The organism is Rhodovarius crocodyli, from assembly GCF_004005855.1.
GTDB lineage: Bacteria > Pseudomonadota > Alphaproteobacteria > Acetobacterales > Acetobacteraceae > Rhodovarius > Rhodovarius crocodyli.
This window is the reverse complement of the sequence record NZ_SACL01000004.1, coordinates 402703-427351: the sequence shown is the minus strand read 5'-3', so window position 1 is coordinate 427351 and position 24649 is coordinate 402703. Positions and strand designations below refer to the sequence as shown.

At 66.8% G+C, this 24649-nt stretch carries 27 protein-coding genes; all 27 read right to left on the bottom strand.

Features of this window, described 5'->3' with window-relative positions; genetic code table 11:
- Window positions 1-145 precede the first annotated feature (145 nt).
- The 27 genes from EOD42_RS14215 to EOD42_RS14085 all read right to left on the bottom strand — a co-directional run bounded on the left by EOD42_RS14215 (window position 146) and on the right by EOD42_RS14085 (window position 24602).
- Window positions 146-376, bottom strand: a complete 231-nt coding sequence (locus EOD42_RS14215) for a hypothetical protein (protein WP_127788196.1) — start codon at window positions 374-376, stop codon at window positions 146-148.
- A complete protein-coding gene (locus EOD42_RS14210) occupies window positions 373-741 on the bottom strand; it encodes a hypothetical protein (RefSeq protein ID WP_127788195.1) in 369 nt (122 codons plus the stop codon). The genes EOD42_RS14215 and EOD42_RS14210 overlap by 4 nt, the downstream gene beginning before the upstream one ends.
- A gap of 123 nt (window positions 742-864) precedes the next feature.
- On the bottom strand, window positions 865-1245 hold the full coding sequence (locus tag EOD42_RS14205; protein WP_127788194.1) for a hypothetical protein: 381 nt from the start codon (window positions 1243-1245) through the stop codon (window positions 865-867).
- Between the two features lie 11 nt (window positions 1246-1256).
- Window positions 1257-4532 carry a hypothetical protein gene (locus EOD42_RS14200; protein WP_127788193.1) on the bottom strand — a complete coding sequence of 1092 codons (3276 nt, stop codon included), beginning with the start codon at window positions 4530-4532 and terminating at the stop codon, window positions 1257-1259.
- Complete coding sequence (locus tag EOD42_RS14195) at window positions 4529-4900, bottom strand: hypothetical protein (RefSeq protein ID WP_127788192.1); 372 nt, start codon at window positions 4898-4900, stop codon at window positions 4529-4531. The genes EOD42_RS14200 and EOD42_RS14195 overlap by 4 nt, the downstream gene beginning before the upstream one ends.
- Before the next feature lie 103 nt (window positions 4901-5003).
- Window positions 5004-5378 carry a hypothetical protein gene (locus EOD42_RS14190; RefSeq protein ID WP_127788191.1) on the bottom strand — a complete coding sequence of 125 codons (375 nt, stop codon included), beginning with the start codon at window positions 5376-5378 and terminating at the stop codon, window positions 5004-5006.
- A complete protein-coding gene (locus tag EOD42_RS14185; protein ID WP_127788190.1) occupies window positions 5368-5847 on the bottom strand; it encodes a hypothetical protein in 480 nt (159 codons plus the stop codon). The genes EOD42_RS14190 and EOD42_RS14185 overlap by 11 nt, the downstream gene beginning before the upstream one ends.
- 5 nt (window positions 5848-5852) lie before the next feature.
- Window positions 5853-6110, bottom strand: a complete 258-nt coding sequence (locus EOD42_RS14180) for a hypothetical protein (RefSeq protein WP_127788189.1) — start codon at window positions 6108-6110, stop codon at window positions 5853-5855.
- An 11-nt stretch (window positions 6111-6121) separates the two neighbouring features.
- Entirely contained in the window at window positions 6122-10021 is a 3900-nt protein-coding gene (locus tag EOD42_RS14175) for a host specificity protein J (RefSeq protein ID WP_127788188.1), read from the bottom strand.
- Window positions 10022-10061: 40 nt separating this feature from the next.
- Window positions 10062-10769: a tail assembly protein gene (locus EOD42_RS14170; protein ID WP_127788187.1), complete on the bottom strand. Its 708-nt coding sequence runs from the start codon at window positions 10767-10769 to the stop codon at window positions 10062-10064.
- On the bottom strand, window positions 10766-11500 hold the full coding sequence (locus tag EOD42_RS14165; protein WP_127788186.1) for an NlpC/P60 family protein: 735 nt from the start codon (window positions 11498-11500) through the stop codon (window positions 10766-10768). Before EOD42_RS14165 ends, EOD42_RS14170 begins: the two co-directional genes overlap by 4 nt.
- The gene (locus tag EOD42_RS14160) at window positions 11500-12780 is read right to left on the bottom strand and encodes a phage minor tail protein L (RefSeq protein ID WP_127788185.1); all 1281 of its coding nucleotides are present in this window, start codon (window positions 12778-12780) and stop codon (window positions 11500-11502) included. The genes EOD42_RS14165 and EOD42_RS14160 overlap by 1 nt, the downstream gene beginning before the upstream one ends.
- A complete protein-coding gene (locus EOD42_RS14155; RefSeq protein WP_127788184.1) occupies window positions 12780-13208 on the bottom strand; it encodes a phage tail protein in 429 nt (142 codons plus the stop codon). The genes EOD42_RS14160 and EOD42_RS14155 overlap by 1 nt, the downstream gene beginning before the upstream one ends.
- Before the next feature lie 128 nt (window positions 13209-13336).
- The gene (locus EOD42_RS14150; protein ID WP_127788183.1) at window positions 13337-13531 is read right to left on the bottom strand and encodes a type II toxin-antitoxin system HicA family toxin; all 195 of its coding nucleotides are present in this window, start codon (window positions 13529-13531) and stop codon (window positions 13337-13339) included.
- A 13-nt stretch (window positions 13532-13544) separates the two neighbouring features.
- Window positions 13545-13778: a DUF1902 domain-containing protein gene (locus EOD42_RS25995; RefSeq protein ID WP_164867945.1), complete on the bottom strand. Its 234-nt coding sequence runs from the start codon at window positions 13776-13778 to the stop codon at window positions 13545-13547.
- 362 nt (window positions 13779-14140) lie between these two features.
- Window positions 14141-14362 carry a hypothetical protein gene (locus EOD42_RS14140; protein ID WP_127788181.1) on the bottom strand — a complete coding sequence of 74 codons (222 nt, stop codon included), beginning with the start codon at window positions 14360-14362 and terminating at the stop codon, window positions 14141-14143.
- Window positions 14359-14778, bottom strand: a complete 420-nt coding sequence (locus EOD42_RS14135; RefSeq protein WP_127788180.1) for a hypothetical protein — start codon at window positions 14776-14778, stop codon at window positions 14359-14361. The genes EOD42_RS14140 and EOD42_RS14135 overlap by 4 nt, the downstream gene beginning before the upstream one ends.
- A 1136-nt stretch (window positions 14779-15914) precedes the next feature.
- The gene (locus EOD42_RS14130) at window positions 15915-19715 is read right to left on the bottom strand and encodes a hypothetical protein (protein ID WP_127788179.1); all 3801 of its coding nucleotides are present in this window, start codon (window positions 19713-19715) and stop codon (window positions 15915-15917) included.
- Window positions 19715-20122, bottom strand: a complete 408-nt coding sequence (locus tag EOD42_RS26725; RefSeq protein WP_456308110.1) for a phage tail assembly chaperone — start codon at window positions 20120-20122, stop codon at window positions 19715-19717. The genes EOD42_RS14130 and EOD42_RS26725 overlap by 1 nt, the downstream gene beginning before the upstream one ends.
- Entirely contained in the window at window positions 20062-20475 is a 414-nt protein-coding gene (locus tag EOD42_RS14120; protein ID WP_127788177.1) for a hypothetical protein, read from the bottom strand. Before EOD42_RS14120 ends, EOD42_RS26725 begins: the two co-directional genes overlap by 61 nt.
- 43 nt (window positions 20476-20518) lie before the next feature.
- Window positions 20519-21739, bottom strand: coding sequence for a phage tail tube protein (locus EOD42_RS14115; RefSeq protein WP_127788176.1), 1221 nt, complete (start codon window positions 21737-21739; stop codon window positions 20519-20521).
- Window positions 21740-21768: 29 nt separating this feature from the next.
- Complete coding sequence (locus EOD42_RS14110) at window positions 21769-22068, bottom strand: hypothetical protein (RefSeq protein ID WP_127788175.1); 300 nt, start codon at window positions 22066-22068, stop codon at window positions 21769-21771.
- The gene (locus EOD42_RS14105) at window positions 22065-22484 is read right to left on the bottom strand and encodes a phage tail terminator-like protein (RefSeq protein ID WP_127788174.1); all 420 of its coding nucleotides are present in this window, start codon (window positions 22482-22484) and stop codon (window positions 22065-22067) included. The genes EOD42_RS14110 and EOD42_RS14105 overlap by 4 nt, the downstream gene beginning before the upstream one ends.
- Window positions 22481-22978, bottom strand: a complete 498-nt coding sequence (locus tag EOD42_RS25990; protein ID WP_164867944.1) for a hypothetical protein — start codon at window positions 22976-22978, stop codon at window positions 22481-22483. The genes EOD42_RS14105 and EOD42_RS25990 overlap by 4 nt, the downstream gene beginning before the upstream one ends.
- Complete coding sequence (locus tag EOD42_RS14095) at window positions 22978-23574, bottom strand: hypothetical protein (RefSeq protein ID WP_127788173.1); 597 nt, start codon at window positions 23572-23574, stop codon at window positions 22978-22980. The genes EOD42_RS25990 and EOD42_RS14095 overlap by 1 nt, the downstream gene beginning before the upstream one ends.
- Window positions 23575-23600: 26 nt before the next feature.
- On the bottom strand, window positions 23601-24143 hold the full coding sequence (locus tag EOD42_RS14090; RefSeq protein WP_127788172.1) for a hypothetical protein: 543 nt from the start codon (window positions 24141-24143) through the stop codon (window positions 23601-23603).
- Window positions 24144-24146: 3 nt separating this feature from the next.
- On the bottom strand, window positions 24147-24602 hold the full coding sequence (locus EOD42_RS14085; RefSeq protein ID WP_127788171.1) for a hypothetical protein: 456 nt from the start codon (window positions 24600-24602) through the stop codon (window positions 24147-24149).
- Between the last annotated feature and the right edge of the window lie 47 nt (window positions 24603-24649).

Below are 24649 nucleotides of genomic sequence, written 5' to 3'. Positions count from 1 at the left end.
GAGGGAGGTGGCGGTCTGCTGGGTCACGGCGTCGCGCGCCGCGTCCCAGCGGGCCCAGGTGAGGACCGCGACCAAGGCCACGATGGCCAGGGCATATCGGCCCAGAGTGGTGCCGAAGATGGCGCTGACTACGGTCGGCATCGGCTTACTCCCGCCACTCGCGCACTCGAGGCGGCGGCGGGGCAGCGATCTGCTTCTTGCGCGCACGGTAGGACAGCACGATGCCGATCATGGCTACGGCCGGCCCCGCAACCTGGGTGGCGACCTGCTCCCAAAGGTCCTTGTCGCCCACGCCGTGTGCCGCCAGGGCAGAGCCCAGCGCCACCAGGCCCATTCGGACGGCCCAGAGCAGCACGCCCGTCAGTTCGGGGTTCATCGCCGCGTCTCCCTGATGAGCACCTCGACACGGTTGATCCCGGCGCTGAGGTTTCGGATTTCGGTCTTCAGCTCGGCACCCAGCAGGTCCGACGCTCGCTGCGCCGTTTCCACCGCGTTGAGGCGGGCCTCGTGACGTACATCGTTCTCGTCGGACCTTGCCCTGGTGGCCGCCACCTCGGCGCGGAGTTCGGAGTCCAGGCGCCGTTCGAAGGCCGTCATGCGAGCGTCGAACAGGCTCGCCCGGGCCCGCTGCTCCAGCACGGAGTTGCCGACCCAGCTGACGCCCGCGATCAAGCCTGTGATCAGGAGCGGCACTGCCTTGTCGATGGCCCAGCCGAGCAGCGTTTCTGCGGTTTTCGTCAAGGCAAGTACTCCATGCCCGACGCAACTGCTGCGTCACCTCCGGCATGGTCGTCGGTCCGAAATTTCCGCAAGCGGTCAATCTCGGCTCTCTGCGCAGGTTGTCGAGTGGCTTCCCCTCGCATGCTACCCGGCCGCAGGCGACAGCAAGCTCAGGCGCTCCTGCAATGCCTCTCGCTCCCGCATCAGAAAATCGATCTGCTCTTCCAAACCAAGAGAGCGGCTCTGCTCGGCTGTCAGCGCCTGGCGAACCGCGAAGATTTCTGCCTGCTGACCTTCAATCTCGGCTCTCTGCGCGGTTGCCAGCGCCACAAGTGGCCCCGAGGCTTCTCCCAGCAGGTCAACGGCCTCCATCAACGAAATGGGACGCGGGTCAACATCACGGCGGAAATCGACGGTCCCGTCCGCCTTCCAGTAGACGTCGATCTCCTTGAAGTGCACGCCCCGAACCGCGCCGACATCGTCAAAGCGGATGAGCAGTTCTTCAGCGACGCGGGTCGGGTTCATGATGGCTCCAATCAGGTCAGGGCGACGACGCTGTCGTCGAAGTAGCGCCAACTGCCAGCGTCGAAGACGACGCGCGACTTGCCGGCGGCCGGGTCACTGATGGCCACGATGCGCGGAGCCCCAGTCGGGCTCGGCAGCGTTGACCGAAGGTAGAGCGGCAGGCGCGGGATGCCGAGGAAGCGCACCTCATTGCCGACGGTTCCCAGGTGGAGGGCCGGATTGGCGTCGGTGCCATTTGCGGTGACGACCACCGGGCTGCCGCTGGCGCCGGCCGTGACCTGGAGGTAGTTCGGTCCGGCGGGCGCCCCGGGCGCAGATCTGAACCGCGCAATGCGGCTGGTGCCTCCGCCCGACCGCAGGTCGAGATCGCCCGCGCCGGCTGCAGCCAGGGCCAGGCCGGCGTTCGATTCCCCCACAGCGGCTATCAGGGCTGGACTACCAGCGCCCGCTGCCACGGCGTCGATAGTGTTCGTGGGCGTCGGGAGGTTTGTTGGCCTTCTCAGTCGGTGACCAAAGACACTCAGCTGGGCATAGTTAAGCGTCTGGCTGAAGCCGCCTACGGTCCATTCGATGGTGCCGTTTTCACGAATGCGCTGGGCGTTGAAGGAGGCAGCCCGATTGTTCTGCCGTCCGGCCGTCGCGTCGGGCACAGCAAAGAGCAGATAGCCGGTGCCTGCGGATGCTGCCCCGCTGTCGTCACGGTGCCCGAAGGCACTCCAGCCTTTGATCGCGCCTCCGATCTTTGTGTCGGTCAGGGCGTCCGCGTCCCGGCCCCGCATGTCGCCCTCGATCGAGATGCGAGCAATGTGGAGGATCGTTGAGATCTGCGGATCAAACCAAATGTGCGACTTGAGCCGCGTTCCTTTGAAGCGGAAATTGTAGCCCGAGGCGATGAAAGTGTAGTTGATGTTCCCGCCGTGCCAGAACAGGTCGTTGCACCTGAGCGCGCCGTCGTCGACGAGGACCTCGAGATCGTTGCCCCAAGCGGCCAAGGTGCCAGTCGCATCGGCGGTGTAGGCGCGGTTGATGTCGACCCATGTGTCGCCTGCGCCGACGATGTCCACTGTCCCGTCGTAGGCGCTCAGGCCCGACGTCACGAGAAGGCTGCGGTCGCCATCGATCAGCCGGTTGGGGTGCCAGGCGGAACCGCCAGGCGTCATGGTGCCGGCAACGGTCAGGAAGATGCCGAAGGTACTGGCATCCTCGCGCTGCAGGACCTCGGCGATGCCGTCGTACCCCGTGCTGCCGCTGATCCCGAGGCTGTCGCCCTTCACGAAATCCGCGGCGGCCGTGGTCTGTACCGCGGCGTAGGTGGGGAAAGAGATGGACAAGCCGCCGCTGATCGTCGGCGTGAGGCTGCGCCAGTGTGCCGCCAAGCCATCAGCAACTGGGGCCATAAGCCAGACACGCCCGCTAATCGCGTATGCGAAGTATCCATGGACCGCCTGGCCGGCGTTGATGGAGGCCGCGATATTGATCGCCGTCTGAACCGCTGATGTCGGTGGCAGCGTGACCCCATCCTCGACCCAGGAGACCGGGGCGCTCAGCAGCTGGGTGGTGCCCGCCAGAAGCGAGGTAATCGATCCAGCGGCGCTGTTCTGCGACACGGAGAAGCCGATGTCGGCGTGCGCCATGGTCGAGAAGGCGGCCGAAGCGCTGCCTGCCCCTCCGATCCCGGAAATGGTCAGCGTCAGGTTGTCCATGGGCCGGTACTGGTCGACAGCAACGACGATCAGATCGTCGCCCACCGCCAGGGCGGCCCAACAGTGCGTAGCGGTACCGGTGGTGATGGCCGCCGCGATCGCCTGCGCCGTTGCCGCGGCGCTGCCCTGCCATGCAATTGAAGTCGGAACATCGCCCACGAGGGGCAGCAGCTCGGAGAAGCCGGCCTTCAGGCTCGTGATGGAGCCACCGCTTCCGGTAATGGTCAGCCGCGCGCCCTGCGGCGATCGGCCGATGAAGCGGGCGCCCCGATCAGCGATGCTGCTTACGGCCCAGGCCTGACTGGTCTGCAGCCTCGCTAGCCCGCTGCCGTTATCGGTCACTCCGAGGATAGGCAGGATCCGCGAGCGCCCTACCCCCGCCAGGGTCAGCTGTGAGTAATAGCACTCGTAGCTCTGTCGCCTCGTCTGGGAGGTGATGAGCATCGAGGCGCGAATGCCGGCCGCCGAGCAGTTGGACAGCTTGAGCTGCCCACCGGCCAACTGCCTGATTCCGACGCCGCCGAGGCCGCCGGTCAGCCCCGCCACGGTCGCCACCGGCTGGTCGAACTCGCAGTTGACGAATTGACTATTCAGCGTGTCGACGCAGAGCAGGCCGCAGGTCGACTTCTCGGCCTTGACATTGATCCAGAGGTCGCCGCTCCCGGGCCCCTCGATGGAGTACGCATACAGCTTGTCGCGTACCCAGACGTTGTCGATCTGAGCTTGACGGCGATATCGCCCGTAGAGGCGGAGCCCCCAGGCGGAGGCACCGGTCAGGCCGACGTTGCTGACGCGCGCGCGGTTTCCGCCCACATGCAGTTCGACGCCGTCGAGCATGCTGGCCGGGCCGCTGCCGATGATCGTGGTGCCTGTGCTTTCGGAACTCAATTGCAGGACAGGGCTGGCACGGAACCTCGCCGGCGGAACGATGCCAACGCGCGCCTGAGAGGCCGGGTACTGTGCTCCGAATTGCGTGGACGCGACATGAATGGCCGCCCACCAGTCCAGCAGCGCCGTGCGGTCATTCCCGCCGTTGCCCAGGGCGCCAAACTGATAGGGAGTGAGCTTCTCCCCGACAATCGCCCAGGTCCCGCCAGTAGCATCCGTGAAACCGCCAGGGGTGGCGCTCGAAACCCGCTGATATGCGGCCCCCCCTCGGTCATCCATCTGGCTGAAGCCAAGCGTGGTGATCGACGTGACCACCAAGGGGATGGCGGCGACAATAGCGGCAAGCCTCGTGCGGAAAGTGCCGATGCCGAGTGCGACGCGCAGTGTCTGGTCGTCGATGGCGCCCATCTGGCCCGCCACGGACTGCACCGGCGCCATGCTTGGCACCGCCGACGCCAGATCGAAGATCGAGGCGCCGAGCGCGGCGTCGCCGGCAGCACGGGCGGCTACCTCCCCGGGCAGAGCTGCTTCCGTCTGCGCTTGGGCGTCCAGAGCGGTGGCTGCGGACGACTGCGCCGTGACGGCGGCTTTCTGGGCGGCCTCGCGTGCCTTCAGCGCCACCAAAGCGTCTGCGCGCTCGCCCGGCGTCGCCAGGGTCGCATCCGGGCGGTCGGGTACGACATAAATGTCGCTCATGCCCCCTCCCGAACCAGAAGGCGCCCAGCCAGGAGCGGCCGGTCGCCAGACCGCAGTGCGAGATTCAATTCGTACCGCTGGATGCCCGGGCGCAATCCAGATGCTGCGGAGGGGCCCAGGCCGATCGACAGTCGAGACCTTCCCGTCTCGATGGTCAGGCCGCCTCCAACTGTCAGGGTAAGCAGGGGGATGCCGGCTTGGTCGGAAATCCTCATCTCCGCCGAAGCGCCCTCGAGATCGAGAGGCCGCCCTTCCTGGTCATGAAGGAAGAAGCTTTCGGTGAGGCCTCTCTCCGGATCGAACACGAGATCGTAGGTTGCGGGCTGGCTCACTGTAGCACCCCATGCCGGACGCACCTGCTGCGTCATCTCTGGCATGGTCGCCGGCTCACAATTTCCGCAAGTGGCTCCCTTAGGACCAGAAGATCACCGTGGCCGAGGCGATTTCCGCCTCGTCAGGCCGGGATCAAGATCAGTCAACGGAGATCTCGAGGCGCACCAGGCGCATTTCCGCGGGGGTCACGGCCGCACGCAGTCGGGCCTTCGCCGCCAGCCGCGCGGTTTCGATGATGGTGAGACGCCGGTTGGTATCCGCGGCGGCGGCCAGCACCGCTGCTGCCTTTTGCGCGAGGGTGCCCGAAAGCTGCACCGCGGCGATCAGCGGCACCGTCGAGGCATAGTCGTCTGCCAACAGCGCGGCGGTTCGAGCCTGTTCCAGCCTGGCCGCATCCATGCGGGTACTGATCGCGGGACGCACAGCCTCCGCGGCTGCGTGTGCCTCGGCGTCGATTCTGGCCTCCTCGGCCACACGGAGATCGGCCGCGGGCCGACCCAACTCAAACCGCATGGATCACGTCCCTCCATTCGAGATATGGCGGCGGCAGGCGCACGGTGACGAGCATTTGGCCAGGCTCGGTGCTCGTCAGAGTTACGGCGGTGCCGATGACCGGTGTCCAAGGCACCGAAGCCGCCCCGCGGACAGAGATCTCCGCCCCATCCGGGATTCCGCTGATGACGGCCTGGGCCTCCCCGTCCGCCGCTATGGAGCTGGCGCTCAAGGCTATCGGGGCCGCCACACGCTGCAGCACCGCGCCTCCCGCCACATGAAAGGCCTCGAGCCGCCCGCGCACCGCGTTGAAGGTCGCATGGTCGATCAGCAGCAGCTCATACGGCGTGCCGGAGATGTACAGCGGCACCAGGTGCGCCGCTGAGCAGCCGAGCGAGAGGATCACGCCGCTGTCGTGGATGACGTGGTATGCGGCTAATGCGTCGGGCGACGGTGGGCCGAGCATCTCCAAACCAGATTCCTCGCTCATGGGGCTCACCGCTTATTCAACTGGGTGCCGAGCTGAATCGGCTTGTTAACGGTCACAGAACTCATCGTGGAGAGTTGGCCGTTCACTACCCACAGCGCGTAGTTCTTCGCTCCAGATCCGGGGTTGTCGAACACCACTGGCCGCTGTCCGCCGCCGCCCAGGTAGCCCCCGTGGATCCATCTGACGTGGGACCATCCCGTGCCGTTCCAGCGCACGAGGGCGATGCCGGCACAATAGCGATAGTATTCAGCGTCGATCGCCACTCGGGTTCCCCTTATTCACTGCCACCACCGCCATCTCCACCGCCGCCGCCCGAATCAGCAATGAAGGCGGCTCCGGCCGAGGCGAAAATGAGCACTCGGCCGTCCGCGGCCACATCCACCCACAGATCCGCGATCTGGGTGTGGTTGTAAGGGGTTCCTCGGGAGACGCTGACGCTGGGCGTCTGCTCCGTGTAGCTGTTGCTGGTGACGCCCTCCCCGACGACCTTGAGGGTGCTGACGGTCAGGTCCCCGATCTGGGCCGTAGCGGTGATAAGGGTCGTGGCTGCAAGATGCGTGGCGTTGATGGCATTCGCCGCGATCTCTGTCGCACTGATGGCGCCGGCGGCGATTTTGCCGGCAACGATACTGTTGGCCGCCAGCTTGTCGGTCGTGACGCTACCAGCGGCGAGGGCTGCCGCCTGGATCGTCGCGGCCAGGATCTGACCGCCGCTGATGGCGGTTACCCCTCCCGGGGTCCATGTTCCGAGTTCCGTCGCGTTTGCCGGCGCCGGGGCCAGCATGGCCTGCGTCCAGAACAGGTAGGGGTCGGTGCCTCCATCGGTATGGAGCCGCAGCCGCAGTCGAGCGCCGGTTGCGCCAGAGGGAGCAGTGAAAATTCCGCCGATGCGCTGCCAGTTGGCGAGGCTTCGGCCTTCGAAGGTCGTATTGGCCAGGACGCTGGTGACGCTGCTCGCGAGGAGATTTCCTGAGATGTCGAGCCACATGACCTCTAGGGAGGCCCCTTCGCTTCGATGCGTGATGACCAAGGCGGAGACTTGGACCCGCTGATCGGCCGCCACCGCCATCTCTTGGTCCCACTGCACGAACAGCTTCGGGCCATTCGGTGCACCAGAGATATATGTCCCTGCGGCACCATGACCCGCCAGGTCATAGGCGGGCCACGAAAGTTTGGCCGGGCTGGTGAGCGCGGCAACGAGCCCGCTTTCACCGTAGACCGACCAGCCATCGATGGTGAGCGTGCTGCAGGAGTTCCAGATGACGTTGCTGCTGCCGACGGCGAGCGCTGAGGTGGTGACTGATCCGGCGGCGAGGTTGGCTGCCGTGACCGCGCCGGCCGCCAGCTTCGGCGTGGAGATTGCCCCGTCGGAGATCTGCGTTTCGCCAATCTCGCCGGCCAGTTTGGCGGCGTCGAGGCCCTCGATCTGGTCGCTGCTCAGCGAGCCGGTGATGGCGACCGCTGGCACGCTGTTGACCCAGGTGCCCCCGTTTCGCCGGTATAGCTGGCCGTCCGCCTTGTTGAAGGCGACTGTGTCGTTTGCGGCGCTGGCCGTGAGGTCATCGATCAGCATCACAGGCGCGATGCCAGCGGCGAACGCCGCCGTGTCGATGATGCCCTGCGTCAGGTCGGCAGCTACCAGCAGGCTGGTGGTGGCCTGGACCGGCCCCACCCACCCCGAGGTCTGGCCGAAGGTGTCGACGGAGCGGATCCAGTAGAACCAGGTCTGGTTCGGGAGCAGGCCGCTGTGGATGAAGCTGCCGAAGGGGGCCTCGCCTACCTGGCCGCCGGCCGAGAAGGTGGCGTTGGAACTGGCCCACACCTGCGTGCCGCGCAGGTGGCGCGACGCTGCGCTGTTCCAGCGGATGACGTTCGCCCGGATGCCGCCCTCGGCGGTCAGGCCCGTGGGCGGCGCCGGCGGGTCGGCACGGCCGTCGACATTGACCGCATCGATGTATGCCCAGGCGGAGGTGGCGCCCTGTCGGCCGAGCGAGCGCACCCGGAAGGTGTAGTTGCCCGGCTGGAGGTCCGCGAATTCGACGGTGGCCCCGGCCACCAGCTGCGCCGCCTGCAGCGCGCCCTCGCGGATGGCCTCGGCCTCATAGCCCGTGACCCACGTGTCCTGCACCGAGGTCCAGGAGAAGATGACGCGCAGCAGCGCGGTGTTGGCTTGGCCGCCGACATATTCCTCAACCTGGAGGTTCGTCGGCACCGGGACGGCGCGATAGGGGTCACGCTCGATCGAGAAGGGGGTGTCCTCGAGTGCGAGGCCCTGCTCGATCATGTCGTACTTGCCCGGGTAGTGGCGGGCGGCCGAGATCTCGTAGGTGCCTTCCTCGGCGTCTTCCTTGACGTGCAGCACCCGGTAATGGACCGGCGCCAGGTCGCTGGCGGTGATGACCCACACCGCTTCCGCGATGGGCACCTGACCGAGTGGCGTCTGCAGCAGCACCAGGTCGGTGGTGCCCGGGCCGTTCGTGAGGGGCGTCAGCGCGCTGAGGTCGCCCGAGGGCAAGACCACGGCGAAGGAGTAGGTCTTGCCGGCTTCGAAGGTGACCGAACGATCAAGCTGCAGTTGAGAGTTCGAGGTCGGCGTGCAGGCCAGCCGGCCGCTCAGCTGCAGCCCGGCCAGCTTGGAATCCTGGATGAGGACGATATCGCCGGGCACAACGTTCGCGTGGTCGCGGGACGCCGTCCACCGGACCATACGGTCCTCGTACTTCTCGGTGAACAGGATCCACCGGCCCATGCGGCGCGCCTGGCTTCGGCTGGTGCAGCCCACGGCCTCGTAGTCGATGGGGCGATAGCCGACCGCCCGCATGAGCTCGGGGTCGTCCACCAGTTCCACCGCCTCGCGGTAGCCAGTGACGGGATCGCGCCAGCGCACACGCACCAGGGAGTGCTGCGACCGCTGCGAGGCACCCTCGTAGAGGAAGTCGCCGATGATGTTGGAGCGGGTGACGAGCTTCTTCGGCTCGCTGGGCCTGTCGGCCACGGGCACGATCTTGCCCCCGCCCCAGTAGATCATCGCCCGGAAGGAGGAGGCGATGGACTGCAGGACGCGGTAGGCCTCGTCGTCGCTGTTGATCCAAAGGTCGGTCTGGTACCGCGGCTCCATGCCGCCGAAGCCGTCCGGCACGGTCTCGTCGCAGTATTGGGCGATCGAGTAGAGGGTCCAGCGGTCGACCAGCGACGCCGCGGCCTGGTAGGCGGCGGTGGGGTTCACCAGGCCAGCCGCCAGCGCGCGGCCTGCGCCCCAGCGCGGGTTCGTCGCCAGTGTCCAGAAGATCCACGCCGGGTTGCGGGTCCAGGCCTGCTTGAAGGTGCCGTTCCACAGCCCGCTGTAGGTGCGCGTCTCCGCGTCGTAGTTGGTCGGGACGTCGCAATAGAGCCCGAGCGGCGCGAAGGTGACCTGCGGGATCTGACCGTTGAACTTCTCGGCGTCGAAGGCCAGCGCGACATAGGCGCAGCCCGGGTAGAGCATCTTCTGGTCGAGGACGGCCGAGTAGCTGACCCAATCGATCAGGTTGCCGGTCTTCGTGTCAGCTGGATCGGGGGTTTCCCGCACGACCCTGATGTCGATGATGCCGTTGTAGGGCTTCGCCCAGGAGTAGACTTTCGAATAGGGCGAGACGCACTTGCCGCTGATGGTGTCGCTCTGCAGGCTCTGCCAGGGTCCGCCGCTGCTCGGGCGCCACTCGATGCGCAGGCTGACGGAGGTTGGATCGACGTTGCCCTTGTCGTCCTGGTGGTACATCGCGGGCAGCTGGATGCCGACCTTCAGCCTATCGCGGCTGGTGAGATCGACGGTCCGGATCTGCGGGGTGTTGTCGGCGGTGACACGGCCAGGCCCGGCGAAGGTGTCCTCAGCACTTGGGAACCCCTCAATGTAGGACGCCCCCGCATCGCCCAGGCGCCACTGGACATCCACCATCTCGAAATTGGTGCTGCCGTCGGCCGCGATGATCGGGGTCTGGTTTTCGGTGAGGAAGATCGACTTCCTCGCCTCGTCGGTCTGCCAGCCCGCGATCGGGCCCTCGGAGATGAGATACAGGACGCGCAGAATATTGCGCGCGCGCAGCGTGTTCTCGGCCTCGCGGCCACCCGACGAGCCGCCGCCGCCAAGGCCGCCAGCACCATGAATCGGGGAATGGGACGAGAAACCGTCTGGCATTCATCCTGCATGGTCGCCGGTTTCCGGCGGCGTCCAGCGGTCAGAAGTCAGTCGTCTCCATGGCCACTGCAATGATGACGCCACCGGTGCGGGGCTTTCCGAATGCCAGCGGCACCGGCACGCCCTGTTCGGCCGGGTTCACCGAGCCGTTGAACAGGAAGCTGCGCTTCGTGTCCCCAGCCTTAGGCGTGGAGGACAGGGCCTGGGAGATACCGCCGAACAGCATGGCAGCCCCGAACAAGGCCAGTTTGCCGGCGGAGACGGAGAGCGATGTGCCCAGGACTGAGCCGAGGTTGAGCGTGGTCCCAAGGCCGCTCCCGGTCACGGTGCCAAACGCGGCCGCAGTTGCACTCTGGGTAGCGGTCGCCGCGCCCGCGCCTGCTGCTTCACCCGCGCCAGCCGCCGCGCCACCCGCCGCGCCGCCAAAGCCTGCGGTCAGGACTGCAGCAGTCACCAGCAGCAGGGCGCCGATGATGATCTTGCCAGTGCCGCGCCCGCCCGCGCCCTCAGCTGCCGCCACGAGGTGCATCTCGCCGCCCAGGTTCACGCCCAGCTGCTCGCTGGGCAGGGATCGGCCCTTCTTCAGGGAGCCGCGCACGACGCGCCAGCTGCGGCTGCGGATGGCCTCCTCGAAGCCCGGAAGCTGCATGTTCAGCGCGTGGATGGCCTCGGCCGGCGTGCGCACCGCGAGGGTGAAGGGACCGCCGAACTGCTTCCGCATGGGCCCGTGCAGGTGGATGGTGTTCATGCGGGCACCGCCGGCGGCCGCAGCACTGCCACCAGCGAGGCGCGCAGGAAGCCCAGGCTCTCCCGCTGCACAAGGCAGTTGCGCTTGTGGTGAAGGATGGTGCCGTCGCCCAGGTAGACGCCCGCATGGTTGGGGGTCCGCTTCGGGCTGCCGAAGGAGAACAACAGGCCGTCGCCGCGCTGGATCTGCTCCTCGCCCACATGGGTGAAGCCGGCCCGCTTATAGCCGTCGACATAGGCCATCTTGTCGTCCAGCTCCCAATCCTGGTCGCGCGCCACGTCCGGAATCTCGAGGCCCATCTCCAGTGCGTACCAGTCCCGCACCAGGGCGAAGCAGTCCCCGCAGCCGTCCGTGCCGCTCGGGCCCCACCGGAAGTCGCGGGGCATGATCGGCGGGCGCGCCACACCCTCGCCCCAGAAGAAGGGCTCACCCGGCTTGCCATTGACCACCAGCACCAGGCCCCAGGGAATGCCCATGGCGAGGCACTGTTCTTGATCGGCGCGGGAGGGGTGGTCGAAGCCGTTCTCGTTGTGGCTATGGACCACGGCCAACACCTCGCCGGCGGCGGCGCGCGCGGCGACGCAGCGCGGCATGACGAAGAACGCCTCCGGCTCATCGCTGAGGTTGGGCTGCGGCTCATAGCCGCGGGCGGTCACGATGCCGCAGCTCTCCTTCGGGTAGCGCGTGGCGGCGTCAGCCTTGATGGCTGCGATGATGTCGGCCGAGAACATCAGAACCTCACCTTACCCACCCCGGGGAAGGCGCTCATCGGCAGCGGGGTGGATGTGCCGTAGCGCGCTCGGCAGCCGAGCAGGGAGCGGGAGCACTTGTCCTGGGCCGCGGTGGTCGTCGGCTGGTTAGCAGAGTCGAACATCTCCGAGCCCGCGTAGGGGCAGGAGCCGTATTCGAAGCTGCTGCCGTTCCAGTACCGGTAGTCGAAATCGCATACGTCGCGGATCACCTGGCGCGCGGGCAGGCGCTGGCCCTGGATGTCCAGCGGCGAGACGCATTCGAGGGCAGCCTCGATGCCGGGCGAGTGCCGGGATACCCGGTCGATGTAGAATTCCTCGGGCCCATAGAAGTCGGTGGGGTCGGCGTCTGGCCCGTCATCCAGCGCGCCGCGGAACACCTGCTTGCGGCTGACCTTGCATCCCTTCAGATCCTTGTAGGTGACGAGCAGGGCGGTCATCAGGGCGTTCTGGTCAGGGATCACCACCGTGACGCGCGGCACGGCGCCGCGCCCGGTCTTCTCCATCCCCTCCAGGCGCAGAGGCAGCGGCGAGTAGACGAGCCCGCCGAAGCTGACGCTGCCCACCTTGGCGCCAGGCGCAAACTCGATGGGGGTGGCCGAGAAGGCCTGAGCCCCAAAGGTAATGCTGGTCCGCGCCCAGGACACACCGCTGTCGGTAGCGGCCGAGCCGGCTGAATAGGGCGTGGTAACGATCCCGTAGATGATGTGGGTGGTGTTCGGCGGCACCTGGCCCGAGACTGACACCAGGGCGAAATTCTTGAAATCGCGCCCGATATTGGGGAGGTCGGTCAGGCCAGCCCAGAGGCTGCGCTGGGTGGTGAGGAGGGTGGCGCCATTCCAGAACTCCACGGACACGCAGGCGCGGCAGCGGTAAGCGAGCAGGCGCGCCTGGGCCTGGAAGAAGAAGCCCGAATTGACCTGGAACGGGCTCGCCCACCAGATGCCGCGCTCCTCGTCGGCAGGGATGCTCGCCCACTGGGCGACGCCGTTGCCCTCGTCGAGGACGCAACCAGGATTGCTGGCGCCCCAGGCATTCGTGGCCGTGTCGAAGATTGCGGGGTTGTAGGGCGGCGCACCATACGACCAGCCGGTGACATTGGCCTTCGGCGAGGGATTCCAGATGCCATTGCTGCCCGGGCCACCCACCGGCCCCGGGGTCCAGCGCCGCACGCCACCGCCGTACTTGGTGATGTCCAGCTCGTAGAGGTCGATGAGGGCCTGGCCGGCCAGCTCCTGGGCGCGGCGATGACGGACAGCCATCAGCTGGGGCTCCAATCACGGGTGAGGGCGGCGGTGACCTGCCAGCGGTCAGGGCCCAGCTGCCGGCCCGCCCAGCGCTCGCAGATCCATCGCCGCATGAGCTCGTTGGGCTGTTGCCACCAGAAGGGCTGGTAGCCACCACGCCCGCGCAGGAAGCCGAGGATGGCGTCCTTCTCCGCGGCGTAGATGTTCGAGAAGCTGAGGTTCACGTTCATCGTCACGTGGTTCAGGCCCTTGGGCGACCGCATGACGTAGCCGTCGTTGAAACGGTGCTTCACGAGCTCGGGGGCCTCGTCGCCCTCCACCGGAGCGTCGGGCGATCGCGGCGGCTGCCACACCGGCTGGGTGCCGATGTAGCTGGGCGTGGCCCCGCTCCAGGTGGCGGTGCCATCCGGGTAGATCGTAACGGGGCCAATGTTGACGGTCATGGCGGGGCGGGGTCTCCGTCTCCGTCATGGTCGCGGGCTATCAGGGGGCGCAAGGCCCGCTGGTGGCTCCGACTTATGTGCAGAAAATGCAAAAAAGCCCCGGAGCGAAGAGGCTCCGGGGCTCTGGGTCAGAAGGCCTTGGGCAGGCCAGCGTCCTTCAGGATCTTGTTTGCCGTTCCCTTGGTTTTGACGTCATGGGAAACGGCGAAGGTCTGGTTGGTGGCGGGATTACGCCAAATGCTGTGGCTTCCTTTTCCGGGACGCTCGAACTGACATCCAGCGTCCTTTAGAAGCTTCTCGATCTGCCGATCATAGCTCGCCATTGGCGGCGGCCTATCAGGCAGCCATCGGCATCTCCGCCGACATCTGCATCATGCCGGCAGGCGCGGTGTCGCCATTGATCTCGCGCAGATCAGCGACCACGGCCTGGACCTTCTTATACAAGCGGTCCAGCGTGGGCGCCTCGGCGTTGACACCCGGATAGGAGCACTCCGACACCCACCACATGTTGGCCTCGCTATCAAACTCGGCCTTGAAGGTGACGGTTGCGGCTTTGGTCTCCGTAGACATGCTAGTTTTTCCCTTTCTGAGGCGCATGTGTGCATCCCCGCGTTGGAAAATCAATGCTCGCATAACGCAGCAAAATTGAGGCCGGGCGAGCGATGTGCTCGCACGACCTTCACATTTCAATGTCGCAGTTAGCATGCGGTTGATTCATCGCGGAAATCGCGATGCGCTGGGACGGCACGCAAAATTTCATGATGTGAAAAATGCAGGGCCGCGTCGTCCGAGGGCGACAGCTGGAATCCAATCCGGGGAGGAAAACAGAGCAGACTGTTTCGGAACAAATATAGAACGATAAGGCAGAAATGTCAACAAAATAGCCCCCCAGCCATCACTGGCTGAGGGGCTTCTTGTCGTCTGGGGCCGAGTTAACGGTCCCAGTCGGGCGCGGGCTCCATGGCCCAGCGGACGAGTTCACGCGTGCCTTCCGGCAGCGCGTGGACGGCCGACGCCGGCACGGTGAGTTCCTGCTCGTCGCAGGAGATCAGGATCATGTCGGGAAGGTCGGGGTGTGGGCCCAGCATCTGCACGAAGCGGGGGCCGGCGGCGCTCGCCCACAGGCCCTCGCGGGCCGCAGGCGGGCGTGTCATCCCTCGATCCTCGAGGTGATGGTCACCCTGCCGAGGATCCGGAGCTCGCCGCCATCCAGGGGGATGGGCAGGCCAGCTACCAGGTTATTGGTCACGGCACGGGGCCAGACCAGCTGCGCCGCCTGGGGCGGCACATCGCCGAGGAACGAGAGACGGACGGTGTCCTTCTCGATCGTCAGCAGCCGGAGCGTGAGCTCGCGGCGGTGCAGGTCGTCTCGGCGCTCGACCACCACCAGCTGCCCGTCATCGACAGGGCCGAGGGAGATGCCGACCATGGCGCCTGGCCGCGCCCGGGAACCGACATGGTGGTCGGTCACGAGCATGGCGGCCTGGGCGTCGAAGCCGGGCACGATGGCCAGAACGCCGAAGTTCGCGTTCGAGTGGGCCTCCGTCTCCCAGACGCCGGCACGGAGCATGTCCGTTACCGGCAGCACGTCAGCGGCCCGGAAGGCTCGGGGTGCGGGCTCATCCTCTGGCTCCTCGGGTAGAGGGGCCGTGGGCTCCCTGACGGTGCGGGGGCGGCCGCCGAGCTTCCCGTTTTCACGGGAGGTCTCGCGTCTCCTTTCGGAGCAGGGCGGCTTCTCGGCCTGGCGCGGCATCCGCGCGATGACCAGGTCAGTTTCCTCGAGGACAGCGACCTTGAGGGTCTTGCCATCAGAGGTCCTGAGCAGGGCCTCGTCTCCGGGCATGAGCGGGCCTTCGCGCTTGCGCGTAGGGCGCGCGCGCGTATACGTTTCGTGGGTCTCCACGAGACGCTCCTTTCAGTAATGTTGGAAGGAACGGGCCAGTTGGGTGGCAATTACCTAACTGGCCCAACTAATAATATATCAAAATAAATCTAATTTATCAATTCAATAGAACGTTTATCTCAAATAAATCTGAATTGTAAGAGGGTTGGAATGACGGTCCGTTATCTATTACTGCTTTGTGTGGCTCTCATGGGCTGCGTTCCCACTGCCCCGCAACCTGTCATGCCACGAACCGGTGCCGCAAACCCAACTTGGCGTCACGAATGCCGGCAAGATCGCATCCTCGATCGGCAAACGTGCGCGATCGAAGTGCGCGATGTCGGCTTCGCCTGGCTGAGCTTAGTGCTGCGGCCCGGAGGCGCGTTGATCGGCACCAGTATTCAGTGGCCTGAGACCTGGAGGGCGCGGATCGTCGGCACTGGTGAGGTGTTTGCGGGCAGGTGCTTCGAGGAGTCGCTGTGCATGGCACCTCAGCCCTTCACAGTAGCGGCCATCCGCGAATTACGAGGCGGCGGCAGTGTCATTCTAGAAGTAGGGCCCCACAACGGGACGATTTCCAGTGCGGGCTTCAGCGAAGCACTGTCTGCCGCCTCTGCCAATGACAGAGCTTTCGCTCAGCTGGACCGGCCAATCGATCCTCCCAGTGCCGCGACACGCCAAGGCAGACCCACGCCGCGCAGAAACTGAAACATTTGCTTGCTTGCAATCAAGATAGCAGACCGTAAGGTGCCTTTGCCTGCGGTCGGAGGGGTCGCAGGACTTCCGAGGCGGCGCTCAGTTTGGGGCGCCGCCTTACCCCCCGCTCAGATCGGGTTGAACATCCCACCCACTCGCTGCTCCTCAAGCATCTGTTGGGTCTGCTGCTCCGCGACCGCGCGACGGATCTCCTTCGAGATCATGCGTGCCTGCTCGGGGGAGGTCTGCGCGCCAGCCCCGTGATTGTTGACGTTGACGTAGATGTCGCCGCCTCCACCTCCGCCGGAGGACGCCACGCCAAGGCTGCCGTTGGCCATGCGGCGCAGCGGCAGGATGGCATCACCGTCCCCAGCCTCACCGGCCAGCGCGCGGCCGCCGCTGGGTAGGGCGAACATGGTGGCGTGCTCGACGACCTGACCCGTGCCGTCCGTCATGCCGCCCTGGGCGAAGGGCAGGATGCTGCGGAAGAAGCTCCAGAGCCCACTGCTGCCACTGGAGCCGGACGAGCTGTCGCCTGCCGGCGCCCGGCTGCCCGAGGAGCCGCTGCCGAACATGCTGCCCCCCACATACTCGAACAGCTGCTCGCCCCATTTGCTGCTGGCCTGGCGGAAGAAGGTGCTGGCCACCTGTGCGGTCAGCTGCGCGAAGATCTCGCGGGCATTGCCGCCGCGGAGGATGAGCTGCTCCAGGGCTTGGGCGCCGGCTTGGCCCATTCCCACGAATGCCTGGCGTAGCTGCTCCGTCTCGCGCAGCATCCGCTGCATTTCGGAGCCGCGGTCGGCGAGGTTGGAGGCCCGGAGGATATCTTCCTCGGTGCCGCCGGCTTCTCGAGCTGTGCGCACGGCTCGGGATCGGTTGGCATAGGCCTCTCGGTTGTTGGAGGTGTACCACCACGGGGCAGCATCCTCCTCCCGGTTATCCAAGGTCCGCTGCTGCATCGTGAGGTCTGCGCGCAGCTGAAATTGGGACCGTGATTGGGCCTGGCGCTCGTACAGGCCGCCTCCCTCTGCGCTGCCAATGCCCAGCACTGCCAGTCGAGCGCGAAGCGCGCGCTGTTCTTCCAGACTCGCGCCCTGCATCGCGCCACGCAGCTGCGTCTCCTCCCGAAGCTGCCTTTGCCGTGCTTGAATGAGCTCGCGCTCCAAGGGAGTTGCCGCAGTTAGTGCCTCAGTCTGCTCACGGTAGGCACGAATGGCGTCCAGCAAGGTTCGATCGAACTGTTGCATGATGCCACGGCGTTCGCTGCTCGATGCGTCCCTCAGGAAACTGTCAAAGCTGCCTTCCAAGCTGTTCTGGGACAGCCGCTCAGCCTGGGACCGTGCGCTGAAGTCCATCGCGCGAGCACCATACTGACGCCCGTAAAGCCATGCGAGGCCTTGCTGGGTGGGGTCGATGAAGCCACCAATCGCAGCCTGCCGCACATCACCACGGGGATCGGCTTCCCCAGGGCGCACAATTGCTTGGGCGGTAACGTTGATTTCCGGGAGCATCCCCGGCGCAGTTGGCAGCGGTGGCCCTACACTCGGCCGAGCTTGGGTACCGAAGTCGGCCATTCGGCCCGTGGCAGGCGGCAAGGCCCCACGCAGTGCATGCCACGGGTTACTTACCATGCGGCCCCTCTCGGGATCCCACACGTAAGGTCCAGCATCTTCTGGCCGCCTGGGATAGCTGCTGCCCAGGGCCGGCCGACCCGGCATAGCATTGTAGCGTGTGGCTGAGTCACCGAGTGCATCTGTGGCGCCGGCCGCCGGAAGAACTCCAGGTACAGGCGCGCCGGGGGCGTAGATGTTCAAACGCTGGCGCGCGTCGGCTTGGAATGCTTGCGCCTGCTCGATGCTGAGGCCCAGCTGCCGCACATACGGCGCATCGGTCAGAAGCATGTTAGAGGCATTCGTGGCTCGCACGACACCCAGAGCGGAGTTGCGCAAAGCCTCATTGGTGGCACGCTCGAGATCGGTCACGGCCGAGGTCAGTGCACGCAGCGCCTCGGTGTTGGCCAGAACCGGATCCCGTGTGTCATTCATCACCCGGTCCCGGGTGCTCTCGTAGATGTTCGAGAGGCGATTCTGCGGGTTCACGTCGATAAGCCGTGACCGCTGATCTTCCGTAAAACGCAGATTGCGTGTGGCCTGGGCCTGCCGCTGCTCGGTGCGCGCCCTCTGATCACGATCGATGTCATCGGCTGCCGCTTGTAGCGCCCGTGCTTGGTCCTCCAGACCAGTGTACTGCTGCCGGATGCGCAGCACGGCCTGGGCGATGAGCTGGGCTTTTTGCTGCGCCTCCTGGTCGGTGAGCACCTCTGTGCCCTGGATGCCCAGGCGAGCAGGGTCCAGGCCGAAGAGGTCGCTCCGGCTGCCGGCGCCGGCTGTCACGCGGCGGGTCATATCCCGGTCGTCGTAGCCGCGGCCGTCGCGCTGAAAGGCGTTGCTGTTGAGGGCGTCGATCCGGCGCTGCAGGGCTTCACTGGCCCACCCCTGATCCCGGCTGCGCAGGCGGTCCATGATCGCGCTGGGCGACATGCGCTCCATGCCCGCGACGTCGATGTTGCCGAAGCCCTGGAGGGCCGGGATCATCATGCGCTGCAGTTGCTGCTGCACATCGGTCATGGCGCCCTGGGCGATCAGGGTGTCGCTGTCGAGATCCCAGTTAACCGTGCGCTGGAGATCTGGGTTCCGGCGCATGTCGGTCCGCGGCGCGTACTGCCCCCGATAAGCCTGGAAGCGGTTCCAGTAGTAGCGGCCCTCGGCCCCGAAGTTGAAGTTCCGGTTGAGCCATCCGGTGTCCCGCCTGGCCTCATCCTCCTGCTGGAAGCGCAGCAGGATGTCGGACTGGGCCGCGCCATAGAGGTCGCTGTTCCGGTAGGCCTCCATCTCCTCGTTCAGCTGGTCGGGGCCGCGCACCTGGGACCCGAGGCCCAGCTGGTTGCGCACCGCGCCGCGGAATGCCTGGCCCCAGCTGCCCTGCCGCCAGCGCACGGTACCATCCGGCTGAACTTCCATACGGAAGGCATCGCCGTTGGAGGTCTGGCCCGATGCGCGGCGCTGGCGCAGCACGGAGGGCCGCTCCGCGCCACCACCCAGCCAGTTCGGGACCGCATCCTCCCAGAAGTCGCCGTAGTTGCGCTCGAGGTCTTCGCGCTCCGCGATCTGGTTGCGGAGGGTGGCGTCCCGCTCGGAGATCGATCCCCGCACCCGAAGGGTCAGCGGGCTGATGACGCCCTCCTGGGCGCGCCGGGCGCGCTGCTCTGAGGTGACATAGGCGTCGTTGTTCAGGGCGGCCAGGCTCGAGATGCTCTGCGGGCCCAGGACAGCGAACACCTCGTCATTCCGAAGCCCGTCCGCGCGCCGGCCGCGCATCGCCTGGACGAATTCGCGCAGCACCGCCGCTCCGTCATCAGGGGAACGGCCGTCCACATTGACCCCGTACTCGCGCAGGACGCGCCGCGCGCGCTCGCCAGCCACCGAGGTGCCTTCCAGCGCCTGGGTGATGCGCTGCAGGCTGGACACGGTCTCGTAGGAGTTGAGCCCGATTTGGCGGCTGGCCCGCACGAACTCATCGATGCCCGAGGCCGTGGTGCCGAACAGGTCGCCCGCGGCGCGCAGCTGGCCCAGGGCGGTGGTCAGCTCCGTGGTGGTGGTGCGGAAGGTGCCGACCTCGCGGGAGAGCGTCTGGATCCGGTTGATGAGAGCATCCAGGCCCGTGCCCGCCTGGCGTAGCATGCTGTCGGTCAGATGCGCCTGGCTGGCGAGATCCCGGAGAGCCTTGCTGCTGTCGTTGCTGGTCTCGGCCATCTGCCGGAAGGCGGCCTGGGTGCTGCCGGCGCCCCGGGTGAGCTTGTCCAGCTCCTGGGTCGCCGTGACGGCCTGGGAGCTGTCGATCGCAAAGGCGAGCGCGGCAATGTCCTGCATCAGTGCGGCTCCTCGGAGCGAATGGCCTTCAGCCATGCATGGTCAAGGACCGTGACCAGTGTGAAGTCGCGCTGCGTCATCCGCTGGCCGGTCAGCTGGCTCCACGCCAGAATCTCGGTGGCAGGCAGCGGCAACGGCACGCCCTGGGAGAAGGGGCGCCGGTTGCAGAGGTCACGGAATGCAGGGAGCGCGAAATGCAGCTCGGGCGGCGGCGGCGGCAGATCCAGCTCTGGCACGGCCGCGCCGGAGCGCTGCGCGGCCAGCAGGTGGTCGCGCAGGGTGCCGCCGGCCTTCTGGGGCGCTTCGAGCTTGAAGGCCCGCTCACCCCAGTGGCGCGCGGCCGATGTTACTCGGGAAAAAAATGGGCATCGCTCTGCATGAAGGCGCGCGCGCCCGGCCGCAGCCACGCGAAGCGGGGGTCGCTCCAGAGCTTCACCGCGTTGTCGTAGGTGCAGGGGAACTCCACCCCGTCCACCATCATCGGCGGCCAAGCCTTGGTGCAGCGCGCCATATGCTCGGCCATCAGTTTGTCTTCCTGCTCCGTGCTCACGCGGGCATTGGACTGCTCGATGAGCAGGCGTGCCTCGGTGGCGCGGCGCACGGAATCCCGGAAGATGTCGGCGGCGGCGCCGACCAGCAGGAAGCCGAAGGTCTGGCCGTCGGGCAGCTTCATCTGGGCGCCGGTCTTCGGGTTGATGGGGTGCCACCAGCGGCCCTCTTCGGACGCGGTCAGGGTGTCGAGCTTGTTCAGGTCGAACATGAGGAACCTCGGGGTAGGGGCAGGGGAAGGGGGGAAGCTCGCCTTACAGCGAGCTGTCCTGGACCAGGATGGTGGTGGCCTCGTAGGCGCCGGCGGTGAGCTGCTCGAGCGCCTGGAAGCGGAAGCTCTGCATCAGCTGCATCGGGCCATCCGACTGCTGCAGGCCGGTGATGCGACAGCGCGGCATGACGAAAGCCATGAAGTGCGAGTTCACGCTGGGATCGCTCTTCAGGTAGAGCGCCAGCTCGAACTCCAGCTCATTGGCCTGCATGCCGACCAGGGCGTCGCTCTGCAGGTACATGGATCCGGAACCCTGCACGCTCACGGGGCCGCTGAAGATGTCAGGCAGGCGGTTGTCCCCCACGACCGGATCGCCACCCGTCTGGGCCTGAATCTGGAAATTCAGCGAGGTGATGATGGCGATATCGGCGCCGTTGAGGCGCACGGTGCCGGTGTTGCCGGCCACGCTGGCGACGGTGCTGGCGGCCGTGGGCGAGGTGAAGTAGGGGCTCGGCCCCTCGTCCTTCTTCTCCCGGGTCAGCATCTGCGCGCTGAACTGGGTCATGCCGGTGGCGGGCATGTTGATGCCCACCGTCTGCACGACGCCGTCCTCGTAGACCTTCACGGTCGGGGTCGCGAGATCCGACTGATAGTCCTCGATCGTGTAGTAGGGCACCACCTGACCGCTGGCCGGGATGAAGGTGCTCTTGCCGACCGCGACCACCGTCACGCTGTCGCCCGCCGCCTTGGACGCGACGGTCTCGTTCCCCGTGCCGGCGACGGTCATCACCGTGGCGGTGAGGCCGATGATCCGGTAGTTCCTGGCGTTGTTCGCCGTGGCCGTGGTGGTGAAGCCCGAGAAGCGCACCACCATGCCGATGCGGAAGCCGTCGGTGATCCAGGAGCCCGCCGCGCGCGTGAAGGTGCCCGGAGGCCCAGCAGCGGCCGTGACGCCGGTGTTCGCGGTCGTGCTGCCCGACACGGCGAATTGCCTGCGCAGGATGCCCTCGAAGAAGGGCGTCTGCGCGCCGGGCGCGAGCGTGCTGGAATAGGCGAAGGAACCGCGGCCAGGGCCGTTGCGCGTCTCACGCACCTGCTGGCTGAGCAGCAGCTCCGGCGAAGTGAAATTGTCGATATTGAAGTTCGGCTCGGCCGAGATCCGGCGCAGGATCGCGCCCGCATTGGTGGCCGCCCGCGTCTTGAGAGCGGTCTGGCGACCGATGCTGATCCGGCGGTTCAGACCGCGACCCAGACTGCCCGACATGCCTATCTCCTATGGCTAAGCGGCCCCACTCACTCCGTCATGGTCGAAGGAGGGGCATCCTCGGCAAGGGGCTGTTCGGCGCCTTCATCGCGCTCGGGCGCGACGCCAGGGATCGCCGCGCCGGCCACGGCCAGCAGCACGTCGTCGGCCAGCGGGTCGGCCGCCGGATCGTTGTCCTCGGTGACCTCCACCTCGCCCAGAGCGACGTGCTTCTGGAAGTCGTCCATGGCGATGCCACGTTCGTCGCACATCGCCTCGGCGTGGAAGGTCTCGCCCTCGTAGAAGCTCCAGCGACCCTCACGGAAATAGCTCTTGATCATGACGATCACTGCGGCGGCTCCTCGTAAAACCAGCTGATGGCCACGGGCTGAGTGCGCCAGCCGGCGGTGACGAAGTCAGGCGGCAGCCCGACATTGGTGATGGTGATCTTCACCGGGCCGTCCGCGATGTCCGGGCTGCCACGCGGGAAGAAGTCGCGGATGGCCAGTGCCCGAGAATAGGCGGGGCGCAGGCCCTCATCGGCCGGGTGCTTGACCAGGATGGTGTAGCTGCCGCGCCAGAGGTGCGGCGTGACCTGGAAGCTGCCCATGGGCGAGACGTCGCGGCCCGTCATCCTGGTGGAGATCCACGGCTTGCCCGTGCGAGGCTCGAATGCCATGCCTTCCCACTGCACCAGCGGCTCATTAGCCAGCAGCTTCACGCGGTTCTCGAAGGCGCGCTGGATGCGCAGCAGGGTATCGCTCATGTCCGCTGTCCGGTGGTGATGGCGGTCACGACCGCCTCGGCGATGGCAGGAATTTCGGCCACGGTCTGGGCCACCATGCCGGCGCCGCTGACGCTGGTGGTGTTGCCGTCCTGGCGTTCGATCTCGCGGCCGTATTCGACCGGGCGCGCGTAGATGACCGGGTTCACGATGCGCAACGTCTCGCCCAGCTGGGCATCCTGCACGGCGAGGGTCTGCTGCCCGGCCGGGCCAGCGCCCTGGGCTTTCTCCTGCGCCAGGCGCTCGAGCATTTTGGTGGCCTTCTCGCCGTCGGCCGGCAGGGCCTCGCGGATGGCCGGCATTTCCTCGCCGTCGCGCTGGATCTGCCAGTTGGCGCGCAGCCAGCCAGTGTCCACCGGTGTCAGCTCCTGCACCCGGCTGAGGCCCTCGAGCCCGATCATCACGAAAGCGACGCGGCCGCGCTCCTTGGCCTTGGCCACGAAGGCACCGACAGAGACGGCGAAGTCGTCCGCCATCAGCCTGCCCGCCGTGCCTGGATGATGTAGCCGATGGCAAAGCCGAACTCAGCGCTGGTGCGCACGGCGACGATGACGCCGTCCATCTGCCCGGCCGCCGCATCCTCAGTGAAAAAGATCTGGTCCTGTGGGGCGGGAGGCTTGGGGCAGTCCTCGGCTGCCACCAGCACCTGGCGATCGCTGGCCAGGATCATCTCCCCATCGATGAGGCGGAGGGGGTAGCTTTCGACATTGCCTTTGGTGCGGCGGTCGCTGGTGAAGCCGAAGCCCACGACCGTCTCACCGTTCGCCAGCGGGCCCGCCAGTGGCACGCTCAGCGGCAGCTCCACTTGGCCGTTGATCTCGATGGGGGTCTCCGCGCTGACGCGGGGCCAGGGCAGCGTGCCGCCCACCCAGATTTCGTCCCCGGTCAGGAAGCGACCATCCAGCCGCGCCGCGCGCAGGCGCAGCGTCGTCGCGCCCTGGGCGTGGGCACCGTCGACGACGGCGCCATCCACCGCCGGCGGGTGCCGCAGCTGGTCCATGCCGCCGCCTGACTGCGTCACGGTGCGGATCAGCACCGGGATGCCGCGGCGCGCCAGCTGAAGTCGCAGCATGCGCCGCGCCATTCGAACCTGGGGGTTCATACCAGGAAGACCGCGCGCAGCGGCTCCAGCAGGGCCCTGGCGGCCGGAGGCAGAGATCCCGCACCGCCCGCATGCGCGCTGAAGCTGTACAGGCCCGCGGACTGGGTGCCGCCCGCGTTCTGGTCGTAGGCGGGCGCGTCTGCCATGGCCTGGGCGGTCAGCAGCGTGGCCATCTGCACGCTGTTCGGCACCGGAGCTTCGGTGGTGTAGGTCACCTCGACCTCACCGGAGAACGGCAGGCCATCCTTTCGAGCCAGCACTGAGCCACCCATGCGTTTCACCAGCTCGATCGGCGCGCCGTCCTGGGTCGCCGAGATGATGCTCGCCACGGGTGTGGCACGCGGCGTCATGATCGGCGCCGCAGCCCACTTGCTTTCGGTGCGCTGGCCGGGCGCGAAGTCCCGGCAGCAGAAATCCTCGACGGCGCTACTGGCGCGCAGCAGCGCGGCATACAGATCGGCCTGACGGCTGGCGTCAGGCGATACCTCACTCAGGAAGTCCTGAAGCTGCTGCAGCGTGGCGTAGGGCGCGAGGGGCACGGGTTACCGCTTCGCCGGCTGCTTGGTCTGCTTGCTGCCGTCCGTCTGCTCGGTGGCCGGCGGCTCCTTGGCGGGCTCCTCCGACGGCGCGGGCGGCGGGGCCGGCGGCGGTTGTTCGGTCGCCTCCTTGGCCTGGCGCTCAGCATCGGCGGTGCGGAGCGCCAAGGCCACAGCCTCGGCCGCATCAGCACGTTCACCCGCGAGGCGGGCGAACTCCTTGAAGGTGACGACCTCTGCCTCCAGGGCCTTGATCCTGGCGAGCGCGACGGGCGGGAGGCTGTCCTCCACCTGTGCGGTCATGCCCTCAGCAAGCTCGATGGTCTGGTAGCCGGCGCCCAGGAGCGCGGCGTGGATGTTGGAGCCGGCCTCGAACTCGAACGCGCCATCTTCCCCGACCTCGATCTGGCCGTGATCGCAGGCGAACTGGCGGATGGGCGGCTTGGTGATGAATTTCGGCATTGGGACGATCCCTGTCCTGGGGCTTGAACGACAAAAGGCCCCCAGCT

Excerpts from the sequence above, each read along its gene's own strand:
- EOD42_RS14185 (WP_127788190.1), bottom strand. The coding sequence starts at position 5,847 with ATGAGCGAGGAATCTGGTTTGGAGATGCTCGGCCCACCGTCGCCCGAC.
- EOD42_RS14140 (WP_127788181.1), bottom strand. The coding sequence starts at position 14,362 with ATGACACGCCCGCCTGCGGCCCGCGAGGGCCTGTGGGCGAGCGCCGCC.
- EOD42_RS14200 (WP_127788193.1), bottom strand. The coding sequence starts at position 4,532 with ATGAGCGACATTTATGTCGTACCCGACCGCCCGGATGCGACCCTGGCG.
- EOD42_RS14175 (WP_127788188.1), bottom strand. The coding sequence starts at position 10,021 with ATGCCAGACGGTTTCTCGTCCCATTCCCCGATTCATGGTGCTGGCGGC.
- EOD42_RS14190 (WP_127788191.1), bottom strand. The coding sequence starts at position 5,378 with ATGCGGTTTGAGTTGGGTCGGCCCGCGGCCGATCTCCGTGTGGCCGAG.
- EOD42_RS14115 (WP_127788176.1), bottom strand. The coding sequence starts at position 21,739 with ATGTCGGGCAGTCTGGGTCGCGGTCTGAACCGCCGGATCAGCATCGGT.
- EOD42_RS14195 (WP_127788192.1), bottom strand. The coding sequence starts at position 4,900 with ATGACGCAGCAGGTGCGTCCGGCATGGGGTGCTACAGTGAGCCAGCCC.
- EOD42_RS14105 (WP_127788174.1), bottom strand. The coding sequence starts at position 22,484 with ATGAGCGATACCCTGCTGCGCATCCAGCGCGCCTTCGAGAACCGCGTG.
- EOD42_RS14135 (WP_127788180.1), bottom strand. The coding sequence starts at position 14,778 with ATGCTCCGTGCCGGCGTCTGGGAGACGGAGGCCCACTCGAACGCGAAC.
- EOD42_RS14205 (WP_127788194.1), bottom strand. The coding sequence starts at position 1,245 with ATGAACCCGACCCGCGTCGCTGAAGAACTGCTCATCCGCTTTGACGAT.
- EOD42_RS25995 (WP_164867945.1), bottom strand. The coding sequence starts at position 13,778 with ATGTCTACGGAGACCAAAGCCGCAACCGTCACCTTCAAGGCCGAGTTT.
- EOD42_RS14120 (WP_127788177.1), bottom strand. The coding sequence starts at position 20,475 with ATGTTCGACCTGAACAAGCTCGACACCCTGACCGCGTCCGAAGAGGGC.
- EOD42_RS14170 (WP_127788187.1), bottom strand. The coding sequence starts at position 10,769 with ATGAACACCATCCACCTGCACGGGCCCATGCGGAAGCAGTTCGGCGGT.
- EOD42_RS25990 (WP_164867944.1), bottom strand. The coding sequence starts at position 22,978 with ATGGCGGACGACTTCGCCGTCTCTGTCGGTGCCTTCGTGGCCAAGGCC.
- EOD42_RS14130 (WP_127788179.1), bottom strand. The coding sequence starts at position 19,715 with ATGCAGGACATTGCCGCGCTCGCCTTTGCGATCGACAGCTCCCAGGCC.
- EOD42_RS14155 (WP_127788184.1), bottom strand. The coding sequence starts at position 13,208 with ATGACCGTCAACATTGGCCCCGTTACGATCTACCCGGATGGCACCGCC.
- EOD42_RS14215 (WP_127788196.1), bottom strand. The coding sequence starts at position 376 with ATGAACCCCGAACTGACGGGCGTGCTGCTCTGGGCCGTCCGAATGGGC.
- EOD42_RS14150 (WP_127788183.1), bottom strand. The coding sequence starts at position 13,531 with ATGGCGAGCTATGATCGGCAGATCGAGAAGCTTCTAAAGGACGCTGGA.
- EOD42_RS14165 (WP_127788186.1), bottom strand. The coding sequence starts at position 11,500 with ATGTTCTCGGCCGACATCATCGCAGCCATCAAGGCTGACGCCGCCACG.
- EOD42_RS14085 (WP_127788171.1), bottom strand. The coding sequence starts at position 24,602 with ATGCCGAAATTCATCACCAAGCCGCCCATCCGCCAGTTCGCCTGCGAT.
- EOD42_RS14160 (WP_127788185.1), bottom strand. The coding sequence starts at position 12,780 with ATGGCTGTCCGTCATCGCCGCGCCCAGGAGCTGGCCGGCCAGGCCCTC.
- EOD42_RS14095 (WP_127788173.1), bottom strand. The coding sequence starts at position 23,574 with ATGCTGCGACTTCAGCTGGCGCGCCGCGGCATCCCGGTGCTGATCCGC.